Genomic DNA, 17,626 nt, shown 5'->3' with positions numbered 1-17,626 from the left:
CGGCCTAGCCGTTGCACACTTTCTCCGGGTAAGCGCGCATGACGAGCTCCACCGCACATTCAATTCTTGCCCCACCATCGGCGTGTGATGATGAGGGCATCGAGTCCAGGCAACCCACAGACAGCAGTACGAACTGATGCGCCAGGTTTTCCGGTCGCTCGCAGCCGCAGTGTCTTTCGAGAAGCCCTGCAAGGACGCCTTCTAGCGCGGCATAGCGTTGTTGCCACGCCTGCAGCTGCTGTGGAGCGAGGCGATGCTCTATTTCGGCAAGCCTTTTTGCCAACGAAATCGCCGCAGGGTGGGTGGACAGTCTTTGCAACTGCCACCCGATACCGACCAGCTGCTGACGAAGTGAAGAACCACGGGCAATGGGCGTAGCGCCAGGTACTTCATGCAGCCATCGGTCAATGACCGCATCTATCAGCGCGGATTTGCCGTCGAAGTAGTTGTACAGCGTGGCCTTCCGCACGCCGGCCGCCATGGCGACCTGATCCATGGTGGGCTGGTCGAAGCCATACTCTGCGAACAGACGGGTCGCTGCACGCAGGATGGTGGGTAGAAGCTTGCGCTTCCGGCCCAGTTGGCCCACCGACGGCAGACCTGTTGGTTCGTCCTGCTTCGTGTCAACCGTCGGCCCGGGTCTGCGATTCGCAGAGGCATTCGGAAATGGCTTTGAACCGGTGCACATCATGGCGTCGTTACGTCAAGCGGTAAGGGAAAGGAAAGCGGTCCAGCACCGCCGCAACGTCGGGCTTCGTGCGGTCATCCGTCAAGGTGACGCAAGTGCAGACGCCGTGCTTTCCTTCATCGGCTTCGATGTGGACTGAGCGCACCTGCACCCCGGCTTCATCCAACGCCTGCTGCAGCGCTTGCCCGACTTGGCGGCGCCTGAGTTCCGGCTTGAATATCTTGCCGACCGGTGTCAGAGGCATCTCATCGATCACCGTGATCGATTTTGGCATCGCGGCGCGCTCGGATATGCGCTCGCTGAGATACGCCAGTAGTTCCGCTTCTTCCGCCTGCTGATGCGGCTTGAGTTGCACATAGGCAACCGGAAGTTCGCCTGCATAGCTATCGGGTCGGCCGACTGCGGCGACAAGCTGTACGGAGGGATGCGCGTACAGCGGCTGTTCGATCACCGCCGGGTCGATGTTGTGGCCGCCGCGGATGATCAGTTCCTTCGTACGACCCGTGAGCCAGAAATAGCCCTCCGCATCCCGACGCGCCAGATCGCCGGTATGCAACCACCGCTCGCCATCGCCGAGATCGAGCCAGATACCTTGGTTCTGCTCCTCCAGGCGATACCCGGCAAACACGTTCGGCCCGCTGACGACGAGTACGCCTGGCTCGTCGTCGAGCGCATCGCGCTGATAGTTCCCGCTGGCATCGAGGATCACCGCCTTCATCGCCTGACCGGGAAGTCTCAATCCGATCGAGCCGCTTCGGCGCTCGCCAAGCGGCGGATTGAGGCTGCTGACACATGTGGCTTCGGTCAACCCATATCCCTCCAGGATCCTCACGCCCGTTTCCTGCTGGAAGCGGTTGAGCAGTTCCCGTGGCATAGGTGCTGCGCCGCAGATGCCGTATTCCAGAGATTCCACGCGGCATTCGCCGCGCGGCACCTGGAGAAGCGCGCTGTACACCGTTGGGACCGCACTGAAAAAATGGATGCGATGGCGCTCGACAATCGACCAGAATTTCTCGATTACGCCTTTGCCCCGATATCCTTGGGGCGTGCCCAACACCACGTGCGCTCCTCGGGAGAAAGGCAACAAGCCGGTCACCATGGCGCCGTTGACATGAAAGAGCGGCAATCCGCAGAAGATGTTCTTGCCTGGGCCGATGCCGTCACCGAGAACCTGCGCTGCGCTCCACGCGTTGGCCACTTCATTGCGGTGGCGACGCATAGCGATCTTGGGAGCGCCGGTGGTGCCGCCGGTGCAAAAGAACGACGAATAATCGTCGGGATGGATACGCCGTCCGCTCAGTAGTCTGTCCGCCGGCTGCCTGCGCAGCGCCCTGTCGAATTCGTGTATCCGGAAATTGCCGGCCGGTGCCTGCCTGACCGAACGCGCGACACTGCAAGCTTCGCGCCACTGCAGCATGCGGGCCGCCCAACGCCGAGTACCAACGACATGTTCGGCCAGGCTGACGAGCAGGACATGGCGAAGGCTGCCGACGCGCCCCAATGCCGGTCGCAACCGTTGCCACAGGTCTGTTCCCGGATAGGGCGCGAGCGTGACCAGGATGCTCGCATCCATCGCTTTCAACAGCTCCGCGATGGCCTCAGGCTCCAACATCGGATTGACCGCCGCGACGATGCCAGCGGCCTGCCCGCCCCAGATCACGAGATGCGTTTCGGGAAGGTTCGGCAGGACGAACGCAATTACGTGGTCCTTGTCCGCACCCAGGCTGTGGAAGAGGTTGGCCGTGCGGGTGATCTGGGCGAAGAGCTGGCGGTAGTTCCAGGTTTCCGGCTTGGTGTGGTCGATCGTACGCAGGAAGAACGAGAGCGCCGGCGCTTCCGGGTGCGCGGCCGCAGTGCGTCGGATCGCCTCGTAGGTGCTACCGGGCAGATTGGTCGGAGGGCCGTTCGCTTCGATTGCGGTGACCTCGGCCTGGGTGGCGATGCCGCGCATGTCAACGCTCCTTGACGATCCGGTTGCGCTGCACGCCCAGATCAATCGCGCCATCCGCGCTGCGGATGAACGCTTCGACAAGATCGCCCGGCTTCAGGTACTGCGGTCGCCGCGCCTGGATCTTGAAGAACAGCTCCCACTTCTTGCGTTCGGGCAACAACCCCACAAGTCGCTGCTTGGCCGGGGTGGGAACCGATAGCGCGCAGCCGGCGGGCGTGCCGGTGGCCAGCAGGTCGCCGGCGTGCAGATCGTGTACACCCGAAAGTTCGGTCAGGGTTTCCGCCGGACCGTAGACCAGATTGGCGGTGCTGTCGTTCTGGCGGATCTCGCCATTGACCACGAGTTTCAACTGCAGGCTGCGCAGCCGCGGAAAGTCGCTAGGTTCGAGGAGACACAGATACGGTCCGACCGGACCAAAGGTACGGAAGCTCTTCCCCTTGTAGAACTGCATCTGGGGAATCTGCACATCGCGGGCGGAGTAGTCGTTCACGATCACCAGGCCCGCCACGTACTCGTGAAGGTCGAGGTCGGTAATCGTCTTGGGACCGTGGATGCTGCGCTTCAGCACCACGCCCAGTTCGATCTCGTAGTCAAGAAAGCGGACCTGCCCCGGCATGACCACGTTCGAGTCGGCAGCTACGATGCAATCCGGCGACTTGGTAAAGATCATGTTGAACTTCTTTACGTCCGGGTCCATGCCGGACTCGATCATGTGCTGGCGGTAGTTGGCGCCCTGGCACAAGAATCGATGGTTGCGAGTGATCGGCGACAACAGCTGCAACTCGGTTTCCCGCAACACCGGGCCATCCAGCGACGCCAGGTGCGGGATCGTGTTGTAGATGATGAATTCGCTGGTCGTGGCAAAGTCCCCGGGGACGGGGGTGACCAGGCCATCGCGGACTACGCCCCATTGGGCTCGGCCGTTGTGTTTGAAATGAATGACGTTCAGTGCCATGGAGCTGTATCCGGAAATCGGTAGGGAGACGACGGAGTCATCCAAAGATCTTGGCGAGGGTGCGGAGCTTGGTAAGGCTCAGGTCGGGACTGCGACGCAGGTTGCGCACGATCGCAACGAGAGAAGAGAACGTGAGTTCGGGCCGAGTGAAACTGCCCGGCATTACCTGCCCCCACTGCGACATCGCTTCGCGGCTGACGGCGTGCAGGCCCGTCGGTTCATCGGCGGTGAACAGGTCTCCGTCGCAGTAGTGCTCATGCTTGGCGCCCCATGGGTCCTGCCAGTAGTCGAAGATCTGGCTGCCGAGAATGTGGCGGCCGATGCCCCAGGCGTGCTTCCATCCGCGTTCTCGCAGCACGCGCTGCCCCATGCCTACGGCGTCCGCATCGATCAGCTCGAAGGCGCTGTGGCTGTACTTCGGCGCGAACCCCTGCGCGAGCGCCAGGGTGTGGTGATCGGCAGGGGTGTCGCCGAGATCGAGTCGCATGAAGGCGACCGCCGGCGATCCGTCGGGAAGCACCTGCACGTCGCTTGGGATGAAACCGAAGTGTTGCGTGTACCACGCACAGGTGGCCTGGTAGTCGGCCAGTTCCATCACGACATGACCCAATCGCACGACTTCGGGCGGAGCGACCGGCGGCCGTTGGGTGCCGTTGATGCGTTCGACCGCATCGGTCGAGTTGAAACGCAGCATCGCGCGGTGTGGGAGCGCTTGCACCATCGCTTGCCCGTGTATGGCGTCGACACGGAAGCCAGAGGGATCGGTGAGACGCACGCGCAGCCCGCCGCCAGGCCAGTCCATGGGTTCGATCTCCCCGGCACCTTCCAGGCGCGACAACGCTTGCAGGTCTTCCTGCGTTTCGACCCTAAGGCCGAATCCGGCGAAGCCTGGCTTGTCCGCGCGCCGGACGACATAGCAGAACGGGGAAGCATCCGTCCCGCGCAGGAACAACATGTCGTCGTAGCGTTCGGCGCGTCGCAGTCCGAAGTCGGTCAGGAAGCGCTCGGCCTCGTCGAGATCCGGACGCTCGAAGATCAGGTATGCCAGTGCCGTTGCCCGCGTGGTCGGGCTTGGATGCCGGTTGGGTTGTTCGGTGGTCAGTCTCATGGCGATGAACTCATGCCTTGTATGCGAAGGTGTGGGTTACTGCTGCCGCACTGGCAGGCGCACCGAGCAGATCCAGGCTTTCGCGCACCAGCCGACTTGCATCGGCTACGGGGCCGTCATGGAGGATGGTGCGATCCGGCCGCAGCACTGCAGCCCAGCCCACGGGAGCGACGCCCGGCAGGAACACGCCATCGAGGTCTTCCCAGCAGCGCTCCTGCGCGACACGCAGACGCTGGCCGCGATGGGCGATCTGCACGACGGTGCCTCCCGCCGCGACGAATCGCTCCAGGACAACTTCGTCGAGCTGGGTCTGCGGGTCGTGTCCGAATCCCACGAGCGTGAGACCAAGCCCCATGATGTCGTCGCTCAGGCGTACGACGCCGTCGGCGTTGCGTACGCGACCCTGTGCGATCACAGCACCGCGGACTAGCTTCGGGCCCGCACGGCCCCTGACGAACAAACCCGTCGGAAACGCGTTCTTCGGCATGATCTCGAGTTCTTCGAACTTCCGGCGCAACGCAGGGATCAGCCAGATCAGGCGCATGAACCCGTGCGTCATCAGCGCCACCGCCGCGTTGCGCGGCATCACCAGCTTTCCCATCAGCTTGGCCATGTCGATCATGGCCTGCGCATGTGGGCGTCGCTCTTCGTCGTAGGTGTCGAGGATCTTCGCGGTGGCGCGTCCGTGGAGCACCCACGCCAACTTCCAGCACAGGTTCGCGGCATCGCGAAGGCCCGACACCATGCCCTGCCCTACGAAAGGCGGCGTTACATGCGCCGCATCGCCGATGAGGAACACGCGGCCCTTGCTGAAAGACTTTGCAGTGCGGGCGTGGAATCGGTAGACCGCCTTCCGCTCGATGGTCAACGGCTCCGCACAGCCCGACCGCGCGAGCAGTTCCTGAATACGGGCATCGGACTCCATTTCCGTCCGGCTTTCGCCGGGTTTCAGCATGAACTCCCAGCGTTCGCGTCCACCCGGTGCCGGCATATGCGGCCCGGGACGGCGGTAGTCGCAGATGAACTCGACGTGGTCGATGGGCTGAGCCGATCCGTGCGCATCCACGATCAGCCAGTCTTCACCGTAAGTCCTGCCTTCGAATTGTTGGCCGATCAGCTTGCGCACGAGCGAGCCGGCGCCGTCGGCGCCAATCAAATAGCGCGCGCGCACGGAAGCTTGACGTCCCTCGCCCAGGTCGAGAGTCGCCCGCAGGCCATCGGCACCTTCCTCGAATCCGGTCAGCGTCGCGCCTAGCCTGATCTGCACGCATTCGTGCCAAGCGAGATGTTTGCGCAGCGCGCGCTCCAGCTCGGGCTGGTAGAAGCTCATCACCTTGGCATGGCCGTCGGCGCTGCCCAGCGTATTGATGCGCGCGAATTCGCCCAGGAGGGGCGACCACATTCGGACATGTGGAATGGCGACGGTCTCGAAGGCGTCTTCAGCCAAGCCCGCGAGCTGCAATACGCGCATTCCCTCGTGGTCGATAATGATCGCGCGTGGCGCCGCATAGATCTCGGTCGCCTTGTCGATCGCCAGAGTGCGCACTCCGTAGCGGCCCAGCAGATTCGCGACCGTCGCACCGACGGGACCTAGTCCGACGACCAACACATCTACTTCCGCCGGCAAGTCGCCGTCCTGCGGTGGTGCAACGCCGCGCGTGACGCCGGTGAGTCTATTGGGGCCCAAATTCTCTACTCCGTTTGCAAGCGAGATCATTCACATGTACGTTTTAGTCATTACTGATAGTTTTGTCAATTATGACGCAACGCAACATTTCAGCCGATCTTTCAACGCGGAGAACACGCATGCAGCAGCACGGCTACACGCGCCTGACGGCGCTAGCGCTCGGTATCGCCGGCGCGCTGACGCTGGGCCAAGTCCAGGCCTCGGGCTTCCAGATCAAGGAAAACAGCGCCAAATCCATGGGCAGCGCATTCGCCGGCGCCGGCGTCCGCGACGACGACAGCTCGGTGGTCGTCAACAATCCGGCCACCATGGCGCGCTTCGAAGGCACGACCTTTCAGGCCGACGTGACGACGATCGATCCCGGCATCGAATTTCAGGGCGCGGGCACCGACGCCCTTGGCCGTCCGCTGACGGGTGGTAATGGAGGTGACGCCGGCAACATTGCCGCGATCCCCGCGCTGTCGGTGATCCACAAGCTCGACAACGGCCTGGCGTTCGGCGCCATGATCAGCGCGCCGTTCGGTCTGAAGACCGAATACGACAAGGGCTGGCGGGGGCGTTACTTCGCGCAGGAGTCCGAAGTCGAAATCGTCGACTTGACCCTGTCCGCAGCCCTCGACATCGTGTCGGACCGCTTCTCCGTCGGTGCTGGCCTGATCTATTCGCGCGCCGACGTGACTCTGTCGCAATCGGTCGATTTCGGGACCGCGCTGTTCTCCAATCCGGCCACCCGTCCACTGCCTTTCGCCAGTCCGCAGGCCGCCGACGGCTTCGCCAAAGTGAAGGGCGATGACACCGGCTTGGGCTTTATCGTGGGTGCGAATTTCTCTCCGACCGACAAGCTGGCGATCGGCCTGAGCTACCGTTCGGAAATCGACTACGAGATCTCCGGCTCCGTCGACTGGACGGTGCCGGACAACGTCGCCGGCGTGTTCGCGATGAGCCCAAGCACGCGTCCACTGTTCCAGGACGGCGCGATCACTGCCGATCTGACCACTCCGTCGATCACCAGCGTCGACATGCATTACGACGTCACTGACCGCTTCGCAGTGATGGCGACGTGGGCGGAAACCGGGTGGTCGTCGATGCGCGAGGTGCGCATTGAATTCGACAACCCGGACCCGGACACGGTGGAGCCCTTCGATTGGAGCGACACGGAGTTCATGTCGCTCGGCGCCGAGTTCAAGCTCAATGACAGCTTCACCCTGCGTGCCGGCGTGGCGTACGACGAAACACCCACCCCCATCGAAACGCGCAGTCCGCGCCTGCCAGACGCCGACCGCACCTGGTACTCGATCGGCGGAACCTGGAACGCCACTCAGGCGCTGGAAGTGAACTTCGGCTACACCTATCTCAAGCCGGATGCGCCACACGTGGACATTACCGCCCGTGGGTCGCACCTGATCGGTCCATTCGAAGGCCATGCCGATCTGTTCGCCGTTTCGATGCAGTACAAGTTGTGATCGAAACCCGTCATCGCAGTCACAAAAAGGCCCCGCTTCGGTGGGGTTCTTTTTTGCGGAGCGCCTGCCCCTTGTGATCTGCATGCGAGTTTCTTCTGAAGCCAAAGAAAGGCGGCCGCGACACAGCGAGCAGAAAGCCGGGTGGTGGGAGAGAGGACACCGCCGGGCAGGCTCTGTCTTGCCTGTGAATCTGCCCGCCTGTCGCGGACCGCCCATGCAGCTTCCTCGCAGGTGTCCCACGGATGACCTACGGATTCGCGAATTGGATTGGCCGCCCGCCTCATTTTCCCGCCAACTGAATCATAACTGATTGATTTGTCATTTATGACGCAATGCAATACACTCGGGGCTCCTGGACCACAGGTATCGTGATGCCCTCCCCCTCTTCCAGTGCCAAGAAACGCCCCGCTAAGAAGCGCCCCTCCTCGAAGGCCAAATCGATCGTCCCCGCGGCCAAGTCGACCATCCCCGTGGCCGAGCGCGAGCCGCGCGGTGCGCGGCGCAAACGCGAAACCAGACAGCGCTTGCTCGAAGCAGCGCTGCGCCTGATGGCGAAGAAGGGCATGGAAGGGGTGGTGATCAACGAGATCACCGAGGCGGCGGACGTGGGCTTCGGTTCCTTCTACAACCATTTCGAATCGAAGGAAGCGATCTACAGCGCGGTGGTAGATTGGGTGTTCGAGGATTTCGCCGATGCCCTGGATCGCCTGGTCAGCACCATTGCGGATCCGGCAGAGGTGGTCTCGGTGTCCGTGCGCCACACGCTGTTGCGGGCGCAGCGCGAACCGGTGTGGGGCCAGTTCCTGATCCGCGAAGGCTTTTCCGCGCGCGTGCTGGAACGTGGGCTCGGGCAACGATTGCTACGCGACATCAAAAAGGGAATCGCGTCCGGGCGCTTCAAGCGTGAAGATGCCCTGATGAGCTTCCTCTCCGTCGGCGGCACCGTGCTGGCGTCGATATCGGTCTGGCTTCAGTTCCATGAGGCCCACGGCGCACGCGCCGCCGCGATCCATCAGTTGGGCTTCAATGTGGACGACCTGTCGCAGCGAGTCGCCAAGACGCTGCTGTTGACGTTGGGCCTGACCCGCCTGGAAGCGGAGAAAATCGCCTACCGCCCGCTGCCCGGCGACGGCATGCTTCCGGACACGTCGACCGGATCCGCGGCAGCAGCTGCCGGATAACTCGCGGCGATCACGCTGCGTGACGAGAACAAAATGTCTGCAGTTCATCAAGGCGCAACGCCCGTACCGCAGCTGGCCAAGCTCACGCGGCCACGGCTTCATCGGGTGCTGCCGCGCGAACGTTTGTTCGCGCGTCTCGACGCCTGCAGAACGTCTCCGCTCATTTGGGTCACCGGCCCTCCCGGAGCCGGCAAGACCGCGCTCGCCGCAAGTTGGCTGGACTCGCGGCGCATCGGCGGAATCTGGTATCAGCTGGACTCCGGCGACAGCGACCTGGCGGCGTTTTTCCATTACCTGGACCGGGCCGCACCACGGGGAACGCGCAAGCACGCGCCTTTGCCGAAGTACACAACAGCGCATCAAATGGATCCGGCCGGTTTTGCTCGGCTGTATTTCCGTGCACTGTTCGAACGACTCAAGACACCAGCGGTGCTGGTCTTCGACAACTACCACGAGTTGCCCCCCGCAGCGCCGCTGCATGGGCTGCTGGAGACGATCGCGCGCGAAGTACCTGACGGGATCACCTTGCTGGTAACCAGCCGGAGCGATCCGCCGCCACAGTGTGCCGGGCTCCGCGCGAGCGACCGTCTTGCCCTGCTCGACTGGGACGCGCTGCGCCTGACCTTTGAAGAAACCTGCGGCATCGCCTCGTTGCGACGCGAGCTCGACGAAGACAGCCTGCGGGCGCTGCACGCGCAGGCGGACGGCTGGCCGGTCGGCTTGGTTCTCACCTTGGAGCACACCGGTCGGCAAGCGGCCGGCGCGCATCTTCCGCGTCCGGACAACCGCGAGATTCTCTTCGGCTACTTCGCTGGCCAGATCTTCGACGACTTGCCGGAAAATACGCGCAGCCAGCTCGCGCAGCTGGCGCTGCTGCCTCGGGCGACAGCGGAACAGGCCGCGGCGCTGACTGGCGATGCCGATGCGGGCGTCTTGCTCGAGGAGCTCTATCGCAGGCGACTGTTCGTCGAACGGCATGCAGACGCTTACCAGTTCCACGACCTATTCCGCTCCTTCCTATTAAGGCAGCTTGAGGCTAGAGCGGACGTCGAGTGTATTGCGGCGGTGCGGCGACGCGCTGTCGCGATGCTGGCCGACGCCGGGGAGCCGGAAGCTGCCTTCGATTGCGCCGCCCGCGGTGGCGACTGGGCCGATGCGACGTCGCTGATGCTGCGCTTCGCGCCCACGCTTTTCGAACAAGGACGCATTGCGACCCTGCGCACCTGGATCGGCGCGATACCGACCGCGCTGGTACAGGCTTCGGCGCAACTGTTGTTCTGGCAGGGAATCTCGCTGATATCGCACCCCCTGAAAGCCCGGCCGGTATTCGAGGCGGCCTACGAACGCTTTGGCGACGACACGATCGGCCGAATTCTTTGCTGTGGGGCGATCCTGTCGACCTATTACCTTGAATTCGGTCAGGGCGCGTTCGATCTCTGGCTGGACAGGCTCTTGTCGCTGCTGGCGTCCAATCCGGATTTTCCGGCGCCGGGGGCAGACCTGCGGGTACACGCCGGGCTACTGTTTGCATTGGGTTATCAGCGGCCGCGCGCCGATCTGATCGAAGCTTGCCTCGACCGCCTGCAGCGGTTGCTGCTCTTGCCCGATATCCCGCTGCACGCGCGTGTCGACGTGACGACGATGATGCTTGCGCATCACCAGGTGACAGGCGACTTCGACGAGGGCGAACGGATCGTCGCGATGGTCTCGCCCTGGATCGCCGATACGTCATTGACGCCGAACCATCGCGCAATGTGGATGCTGCAGCTGGGCCACTTCCGTTCCAAGCAAGGTCGTGACGCGGAGGCGGAGCAGCTCTTCGATGAGGCAGTGCGGATCGCCGACGCCAACGCCCTGGTGCTGCCGCCGCTGCGGATCTATTCCCATCTTGGGCGCACGGTGATCGCGTTGTGCGCAGGCAATCCCGAAGCGGCGGACGCGGCGCGGACGCAGGCCGCCGCACACTGGACGTTCGCACGCCCATTGGACCTTGCGCTCGATGCGTGCTTCCGCACCTGGATCGCGGTCCATCGTGGCGAGCATGGCCAAGCTCTTGTCTTCGCTCGCGAGCTGCGCGAGCGCATGGATCAGGTGGGACCGGTCTGGTTGCGCTGCATGGCACGCCTGCAGCTGGCCATCGCAGAACTGGAGTGCAACAAGGACGCAGACGTCGCAGTCCTGTTCGAACAGGCGCGACAGCTGCTGACCGGTACTTGCCTGACGCGCCTGGGCAGTGCGGTGGACGCGGTCGAGGCCTGGATGCACTTGCAGCGCGGCGACGCCTCGGCGGCGCGACCGCTGATCCAGAATTGCGTGGCCAGCCAAGGCGCCCTGCACGGGCAGTTCCTGCTGCGCCTGCATCCGCGGTTGCTGGCTGACGTGTATTCGGCGGCGCTCACATTCGGAATCGCGGAGGGCGAAGTACGCCGCGCCATTCGCGAATACGGTCTTCGAGCCCCCGCCGTGGATATCCCCGGCTGGCCATGGCCGCTCGAAGTTCGCATGCTGGGCCGTTTCGAGGTACTGCGTGACGGCCAGCCGCTCGTGTTTTCCCGCAAGGCCCCGAAGAAGACGCTCGCCTTGCTGAAGGCGATGGTCGCACTGGGCGGACGTGCCGTTTCCGAGCATCGCCTGCTCGATGCACTGTGGTCAGGCGAGGAGGGTGATGCCGCTGAGCGCGCGCTCGATTCGACGCTTCTGCGCCTGCGAGGGTTGTTAGGCGATCCGGCCGCGATCGAGCAGCAGGGCGGCAAGCTGAGCTTCAATCAGGAGCGCGTGTGGGTCGACGTGTTCGCTTTCGAACAGGCGATCGTTGCGGCAGACGACCAGCGGAATACCCCGTTGGAAGAGGCGCATCTCTCACGCGCCATCGAGCTGTATCAAGGAAGTTTTCTCACTGAGGACGGCGGCGAAGCCTGGCCGGTGGCGACACGCGAGCGCCTGCGGGGCCGATTCATACACGCCTTGAGTCGTCATGCCGAACGGCTGGAAGCCCACGACGACTTCGAGGGCGCCGTCAGCGTCTATCTGCGCGGTCTGGATGCCGACGCGATGATGGAAGCCTTCTATCAGGGCCTGATGCGCTGCTACCAGCAGTTGGGTCGGCGCAGCGAAGGGATCAGCGCGTATCAGCGGCTAAGGCAGGTCCTGTCGGTCACCTTGGGGCTTACCCCGTCTCCTGCCAGCGAAAAGCTCTTTCAGGCCCTGCGCACGCAGTCGCCGCCCTAGCCTTCAGCCGTCCTGAAATGCAGGGCCGCCGCCCTCGTCCCTGATCGTCAAGCGATTCACGACCTCCCGCCCGGCGCCCGCGGGACCGTCGACCAGTCGGATTTTCATAAAAGAAGGAAATCCGTAGGAACCCTCCGCTGATGCTCTCCACAGTTTCCAGGAGAGCCCAATGGCGTCCATTCGCAGCTACGTCGTCCGGATATACCGCAGCAGTCGTGCCGGCATTACCGGTGTCGTCGAAGACGTTCAAACCGGCCGCACGCAACCCTTCAGCTCGGTCACCGAACTTTGGCAGGCGCTACGCAAGCGACCGCGGCCAGCACAGCCGCCTATTGGCGAAGCCCAGCCCTCGCCGTCCGCGAACCCCTCCGACGTCTCCCCCGACTGACCGTCACCGCTACAGGTACCCTCCCATGTTCCGATCTCTCGCTACCACTACCACCTTGGTTCTGGCGCTGTCGGCCTGCGGTCACTCCGCCGATGCGGTGGAAGACGTCCGCCCGGTCCGCACGCAACAGATCAGCCGCGCCGGCGTCAACAACACCTCGACCTATTCGGGCGAGATCCGCGCCCGACACGAGGCCTCGCTCGGCTTCCTGGTCGGCGGCCGCATTCAGCGCCGCATGGTGGAGGTTGGCGACCACGTCGCCGTGGGCCAGCCGCTGTTCCAGATCGATCCGACCGATACCGCGCTCAACGCCAATGCCTCGCGCACGCAAGTCGAGTCGACCCGAGTCCAGTACATCAAGGCCCAGAACGATTACCAACGCTACGCCGAGTTGGGCCGCTCGCAGTTCGTCTCCAAGTCGCAAGTGGAGCAGATGCGCTTGGCCATGGAGACGGCGCGCGAGTCGCTGCGTGCCGCACAAGCGACCTACGGCGTAACCGCCAACCAGTCCTCGTACACCACGCTCCGCGCGAGCACATCGGGCGTGGTCACGTCGATCACCGCGGAGGCGGGCAACGTCGTCGCCGCGGGTCAGGTCGTGGTCAAGATCGCCGAGCGCGGCGAACGCGAAGTCGTCATCAGCATTCCCGAAGCGCGCGTGGACGAGCTGCGCAATGCGCGCGGCCTGTCCGTGGAGCTATGGGCGATGCCCGGGCGCAGCTACACCGGCCGCCTGCGCGAATTGGCGCCGGACACCGATGCAGTCACCCGCACCTATTCGGCGCGCATCAGCATCGTCAACGCCGACGACAAAATCGGCTTGGGCATGACGGGCAAGCTGCTGGTCTTCCTCAGCGGTGACGAGCGCTTGCGGCGCCTGCCGCTCACCTCGCTCTACGACCTCGACGGCCAGCCCAAGGTGTGGGTGGTGGACGCGAAGACCTCGCGCGTACAGCTGCGCAACGTCGTGGTCGCCCAGGCGCAACGCGACACCGTGCTCATCAGCCGCGGCCTGCGCGACGGCGAACTCATCGTCACCGCGGGCACCAACCTGCTGCACGCCGGGCAGAAGGTCCGTCCGGTCGATGCCAGCGAACTGCCAGGAGCCCGCTCATGAAGTCTTCCTTCAACGTGTCGGCGTGGGCTCTGAAGCACCAGCAGTTCGTGCTGTTCCTGATGCTGCTGCTCAGCATCGCCGGCGCCTACGCCTACCTCCATCTGGGCCAGGCGGAGGATCCCAAGTTCACCGTGAAGTCCATGGTCGTGCAGTCGGCTTGGCCGGGCGCCAGCGCCGACGACGTGGCGCAGCAGGTGACCGATCGCATCGAGCGCAAGCTGCAGGAAGTGCCGGAGATCGACTACATCACCAGCTTCTCCAAGCCGGGTGTCTCACAGATCACCATTACCTTGCTCGAGTCCACGCCTTCGAAGGACGTGCCTGACGTCTGGTACCAGATCCGTAAGAAGATCGGCGACATCCGGCCCACGCTGCCGCAGGGCGTGCAGGGGCCGGCATTCAACGATGAGTTCGGCGACACCTTCGGCAACCTCTACGCGTTCACCAGCGACGGCTTCAACTACGCCGAGCTGCGCCGCTTCGTCGACCAGGCCCGCGACGAGTTCCTCCGCGTCCAGGACGTGAGCAAGGTGCAGTACGTCGGCGTGCAGGACGAAAAGGTGTTCGTGGAAACCTCGTCCGCGCGCCTTGCGTCGCTGGGCATCGATCCGCGGCTGATCGAGGAAACGCTGCGCGCTACCAATGCCGTGGTACCTGCCGGTACCGTCGAAGGGGACCAGCAACGCGTGGCGCTGCGCGTCACCGGCGAGTTCGACTCGGTGGAGTCCATCGCCAACATCGGTATCCAGGCGGGCGACCGCCGGTTCCGTCTGGGCGACATCGCACGCGTCTACCGCGGCTACGTCGACCCGGTCGCCAGCAAGATGCACTTCAATGGCAAGGAAACCATTGGTATCGCCATCGCCATGCGCGACGGCGGCGACGTGATCCGCATGGGTAAGGAACTGGACGCGGCGGTGGCGCGCGTGCAAGCGGCAATGCCGGTGGGCGTGGAGATCCATGCGGTCTCCAATCAGCCGGAGGTGGTGCAGGAGTCGATCCACGAATTCACCAAGAGCCTGGCCGAGGCGATCGCTATCGTGCTGGCGGTGAGCTTCCTCTCGCTTGGCTGGCGCACCGGCATCGTGGTGGCGCTGTCGATCCCCTTGGTGCTGGCGATTACCTTCCTGGTGATGTTCGCGCTGGGCATCGATCTGCAGCGCATCTCGCTGGGCGCGCTGATCATCGCACTGGGCCTGCTCGTTGACGATGCGATCATCGCCGTGGAAATGATGGTCCTCAAGCTGGAGCAGGGCTGGGATCGGACGCGCGCGGCGACGTTCGCCTACACCGCGACGGCCTTCCCCATGCTTACCGGCACGCTGATCACGGCCGCGGGCTTCCTGCCGGTCGGGCTCGCCAAGTCCAGTGCGGGCGAGTACACCATCTCGATCTTCCAGGTCGTGGGCATTGCGCTCCTCCTGTCGTGGCTGGTCGCGGTCCTGTTCACACCCTACCTGGGCTACAAGCTGCTGCCGGAATCCAAGAAGCACGACTCCGGCCACGACGCGCATGCGGTCGACACGACCAAGGGCTTCTACGGGCGCTTCCGCGTGCTGCTCGAATGGTGCATGCACCACCGCGGCCTGGTGCTCGGCGTGACGCTGGCCGTATTCATCGGTGCCCTCGGCCTGTTCCGCACCGTGCCCCAGCAGTTCTTCCCCGCGTCGAGCCGCCCCGAACTGATGGTCGACCTGTGGCTGCCCGAAGCGGCCAGCATCACCGCCACCGAGCAGGCCGTGTCGAAGCTGGAAGCCAAGTTGAAGAAGGATCCGGACGTGAAGTCGGTCACCAGCTACATCGGCGTCGGCAGCCCTCGGTTCTATCTGCCGCTCGATGTGCAGCTGCCCAACACCAACTTTGGCCAGCTGATGGTCATGACCAAAGACACCGAATCGCGCGAGCGCGTGCTCGAACGCCTGCACAAGGGCTTCGAGAGCGGCTTTCCCAACGTGCGAGGACGCGTATCGCGGCTTGAGAACGGTCCGCCCGTCGGCTATCCGGTGCAGTTGCGCGTCTCCGGTCCTGACCAGAAGAAGTTGATGGGCATCGTGGCCCAGGTGCAGGACGTACTGCGCAAGGATCCAGCGATCCGTGCCGTCAACACCAATGCCGGCGAGCGCCTGCAGGCCATGCGCGTGATCGTCGACCAGGACAAGGCACGCGTGTTGGGCCTCACTTCCAAGCAAATCTCCGACGCCACGCAGAACTCACTGTCCGGCCTGGCGATCACCCAGTACCGCGAGGGCGACCAGTTGATCGACGTCGTTGCGCGCGTGGACCGTGCCGAACGAACGGATCTGGAGAACCTCAAGGACGCCAAGATCTATGTGCGCGACGGCCGCTTCGTGCCCTTGTCGCAGGTCGCCCGCATCGAGGTCGGTAGCGAGAGCAGCATCGTGTGGCGTCGCGACCGGATTCCCACGGTGACGGTACGTGCCGACGTCAGTGGCGCCGAGGGGCCCGACGTGACCGCGCGCGTGTGGCCGAACATTGAGAAGATCATCGCAACCCTGCCGCTGGGCTATCGCATCGAGGTCGGCGGCGCGACGGAGTCCAGCATGAGAGCCCAGCGCTCGATCGGCGCCGTTGCACCGCTCGCGGTCGCGGCCATCCTGATCCTGCTGATGATCCAGTTGCAGGACATGAAGAAGATGGCGCTGGTGCTGCTGACTGCGCCGCTGGGGATGATCGGCGTGTCGCTGGTCCTGGCGATCTTCCGCGTGCCGTTCGGATTCGTGGCGTTGCTGGGCACGATCGCACTGGCGGGCATGATCATGCGCAACTCGATCATCCTGATCGATCAGATCGATCAGGACCTTGCGCACGGCCTGGCGCCCTGGGAAGCAATCGTCGGCTCCACGCTGCGCCGCTTCCGTCCGATCGTGCTGACGGCACTTGCCGCGATCCTGGCGATGATCCCGCTCACACGTTCGACGTTCTGGGGCCCGATGGCGTGGGCAATCATGGGTGGGCTCTCAGTGGCCACGCTGATGACGCTGGTCGTCCTGCCCACGCTGTACGCGCAGTGGTACCGCGTGCGCCCCGACACTCCCGCTTGCCCGCGCTCTTCCGCGGAAGACGACGATGTTCCCCCTGCGATGCTGCCGGAGTCTGCGTGACGCGGACGACGCATCGCCACCCCCTGCTGCGCCGGTTCCGGCAATCGGCGCAGCCCTTCCTTCCCCCAGCCTCGATCCTTCCGTAGCGCCCGGCTTTCCGCGCCCCGCACAACCACTACCCACGTCAAGACACTGGAGTTCCCCATGCGTTTCACTGCCCGCGCCGCGACGCTCGTCGCTGCCCTGATGCTTTCCTCGCCGCTGTTTGCCGCCGGACTGTCCAATCCAACCCTCGAGGAACGGCAGGTCCTCGCCAAGGCCGAAGAAGCGCAGGTGCAGGAGAGTCCGCAAAAGCGCGCTTTCATCGACCAGCAGCTGGCCCTCTCGCCGCAAGACGCGGCGAAGTTCTGGCCCATATACGAACAGCACCAGGCCGCTCTCAACGACCTCAACCGTCGTAGCGTCGAAAACATTCTTACCTACGCGCGCGCTTGGAACGCCGGCAGCGTGGACGACGAGACCGCCAACCGTGTAGCGCGCGAAGCGATCGCGATCGAAGAAGACGAGGCCGCGCTGCTGAAGCGGACCTATGTGCACGCCAGCAAGGCGGTGTCTCCCGCGCAGGCGGCGCGTTACGTGCAGATCGAAGCCAAGGCGCGGTCGGTACTCCGCGCTCAGGCAATGATGAGCGTCCCGCTCATCAAGTAACCAACCCGTGCGAGCAGGGCATGGACATCTCGTCATGCCTTGGCTCGCAACGCAACTGCCCTAAGCCGCTCCTCGCCGTAGACAACCCAC

12 protein-coding genes are annotated in these 17,626 nt (G+C 64.0%); 7 read left to right on the top strand and 5 right to left on the bottom strand.

The window, feature by feature from the left end:
* Nucleotides 1-4 precede the first annotated feature (4 nt).
* The 5 genes from ACYVJ8_RS01735 to ACYVJ8_RS01715 are packed head-to-tail and all read right to left on the bottom strand — an operon-like array spanning nucleotide 5 to nucleotide 6,389.
* Nucleotides 5-688, bottom strand: coding sequence for a TetR/AcrR family transcriptional regulator (locus ACYVJ8_RS01735; protein ID WP_460709171.1), 684 nt, complete (start codon nucleotides 686-688; stop codon nucleotides 5-7).
* Nucleotides 689-698: 10 nt separating this feature from the next.
* Nucleotides 699-2,639: an acyl-CoA synthetase gene (locus ACYVJ8_RS01730; protein ID WP_460709170.1), complete on the bottom strand. Its 1,941-nt coding sequence runs from the start codon at nucleotides 2,637-2,639 to the stop codon at nucleotides 699-701.
* 1 nt (nucleotide 2,640) lies between these two features.
* On the bottom strand, nucleotides 2,641-3,639 hold the full coding sequence (locus tag ACYVJ8_RS01725) for a fumarylacetoacetate hydrolase family protein (protein ID WP_460709169.1): 999 nt from the start codon (nucleotides 3,637-3,639) through the stop codon (nucleotides 2,641-2,643).
* Nucleotides 3,632-4,702, bottom strand: coding sequence for a VOC family protein (locus ACYVJ8_RS01720; RefSeq protein WP_460709168.1), 1,071 nt, complete (start codon nucleotides 4,700-4,702; stop codon nucleotides 3,632-3,634). Before ACYVJ8_RS01720 ends, ACYVJ8_RS01725 begins: the two co-directional genes overlap by 8 nt.
* Nucleotides 4,703-4,712: 10 nt before the next feature.
* Complete coding sequence (locus ACYVJ8_RS01715) at nucleotides 4,713-6,389, bottom strand: bifunctional 3-(3-hydroxy-phenyl)propionate/3-hydroxycinnamic acid hydroxylase (RefSeq protein ID WP_460709167.1); 1,677 nt, start codon at nucleotides 6,387-6,389, stop codon at nucleotides 4,713-4,715.
* 119 nt (nucleotides 6,390-6,508) lie between these two features.
* On the opposite strand from ACYVJ8_RS01715, the gene ACYVJ8_RS01710 reads away from it, so the two are divergent.
* From ACYVJ8_RS01710 to ACYVJ8_RS01680, 7 genes are all read left to right on the top strand, one after another.
* Entirely contained in the window at nucleotides 6,509-7,852 is a 1,344-nt protein-coding gene (locus ACYVJ8_RS01710; protein WP_460709166.1) for an OmpP1/FadL family transporter, read from the top strand.
* A gap of 371 nt (nucleotides 7,853-8,223) precedes the next feature.
* Entirely contained in the window at nucleotides 8,224-9,033 is an 810-nt protein-coding gene (locus ACYVJ8_RS01705) for a TetR/AcrR family transcriptional regulator (RefSeq protein WP_460709165.1), read from the top strand.
* Between the two features lie 33 nt (nucleotides 9,034-9,066).
* On the top strand, nucleotides 9,067-12,261 hold the full coding sequence (locus ACYVJ8_RS01700) for a BTAD domain-containing putative transcriptional regulator (RefSeq protein WP_460709164.1): 3,195 nt from the start codon (nucleotides 9,067-9,069) through the stop codon (nucleotides 12,259-12,261).
* A gap of 169 nt (nucleotides 12,262-12,430) precedes the next feature.
* Complete coding sequence (locus ACYVJ8_RS01695; RefSeq protein WP_460709163.1) at nucleotides 12,431-12,649, top strand: hypothetical protein; 219 nt, start codon at nucleotides 12,431-12,433, stop codon at nucleotides 12,647-12,649.
* Nucleotides 12,650-12,674: 25 nt separating this feature from the next.
* The gene (locus ACYVJ8_RS01690; protein WP_460709162.1) at nucleotides 12,675-13,766 is read left to right on the top strand and encodes an efflux RND transporter periplasmic adaptor subunit; all 1,092 of its coding nucleotides are present in this window, start codon (nucleotides 12,675-12,677) and stop codon (nucleotides 13,764-13,766) included.
* Nucleotides 13,763-16,888, top strand: a complete 3,126-nt coding sequence (locus ACYVJ8_RS01685) for an efflux RND transporter permease subunit (RefSeq protein WP_460709161.1) — start codon at nucleotides 13,763-13,765, stop codon at nucleotides 16,886-16,888. Before ACYVJ8_RS01690 ends, ACYVJ8_RS01685 begins: the two co-directional genes overlap by 4 nt.
* Nucleotides 16,889-17,032: 144 nt before the next feature.
* Nucleotides 17,033-17,536: a hypothetical protein gene (locus ACYVJ8_RS01680; protein ID WP_460709160.1), complete on the top strand. Its 504-nt coding sequence runs from the start codon at nucleotides 17,033-17,035 to the stop codon at nucleotides 17,534-17,536.
* The last annotated feature ends 90 nt before the right edge of the window (nucleotides 17,537-17,626 follow it).

The organism is Lysobacter terrae (assembly GCF_054782215.1).
The sequence above is the reverse complement of the archived record's forward strand: the minus strand, read 5'-3'. Positions and strand labels throughout refer to the sequence as shown.

Excerpts from the sequence above, each read along its gene's own strand:
- ACYVJ8_RS01720 (WP_460709168.1), bottom strand. The coding sequence starts at position 4,702 with ATGAGACTGACCACCGAACAACCCAACCGGCATCCAAGCCCGACCACG.
- ACYVJ8_RS01700 (WP_460709164.1), top strand. The coding sequence starts at position 9,067 with ATGTCTGCAGTTCATCAAGGCGCAACGCCCGTACCGCAGCTGGCCAAG.
- ACYVJ8_RS01680 (WP_460709160.1), top strand. The coding sequence starts at position 17,033 with ATGCGTTTCACTGCCCGCGCCGCGACGCTCGTCGCTGCCCTGATGCTT.
- ACYVJ8_RS01685 (WP_460709161.1), top strand. The coding sequence starts at position 13,763 with ATGAAGTCTTCCTTCAACGTGTCGGCGTGGGCTCTGAAGCACCAGCAG.
- ACYVJ8_RS01735 (WP_460709171.1), bottom strand. The coding sequence starts at position 688 with ATGTGCACCGGTTCAAAGCCATTTCCGAATGCCTCTGCGAATCGCAGA.
- ACYVJ8_RS01730 (WP_460709170.1), bottom strand. The coding sequence starts at position 2,639 with ATGCGCGGCATCGCCACCCAGGCCGAGGTCACCGCAATCGAAGCGAAC.
- ACYVJ8_RS01705 (WP_460709165.1), top strand. The coding sequence starts at position 8,224 with ATGCCCTCCCCCTCTTCCAGTGCCAAGAAACGCCCCGCTAAGAAGCGC.
- ACYVJ8_RS01695 (WP_460709163.1), top strand. The coding sequence starts at position 12,431 with ATGGCGTCCATTCGCAGCTACGTCGTCCGGATATACCGCAGCAGTCGT.
- ACYVJ8_RS01710 (WP_460709166.1), top strand. The coding sequence starts at position 6,509 with ATGCAGCAGCACGGCTACACGCGCCTGACGGCGCTAGCGCTCGGTATC.
- ACYVJ8_RS01690 (WP_460709162.1), top strand. The coding sequence starts at position 12,675 with ATGTTCCGATCTCTCGCTACCACTACCACCTTGGTTCTGGCGCTGTCG.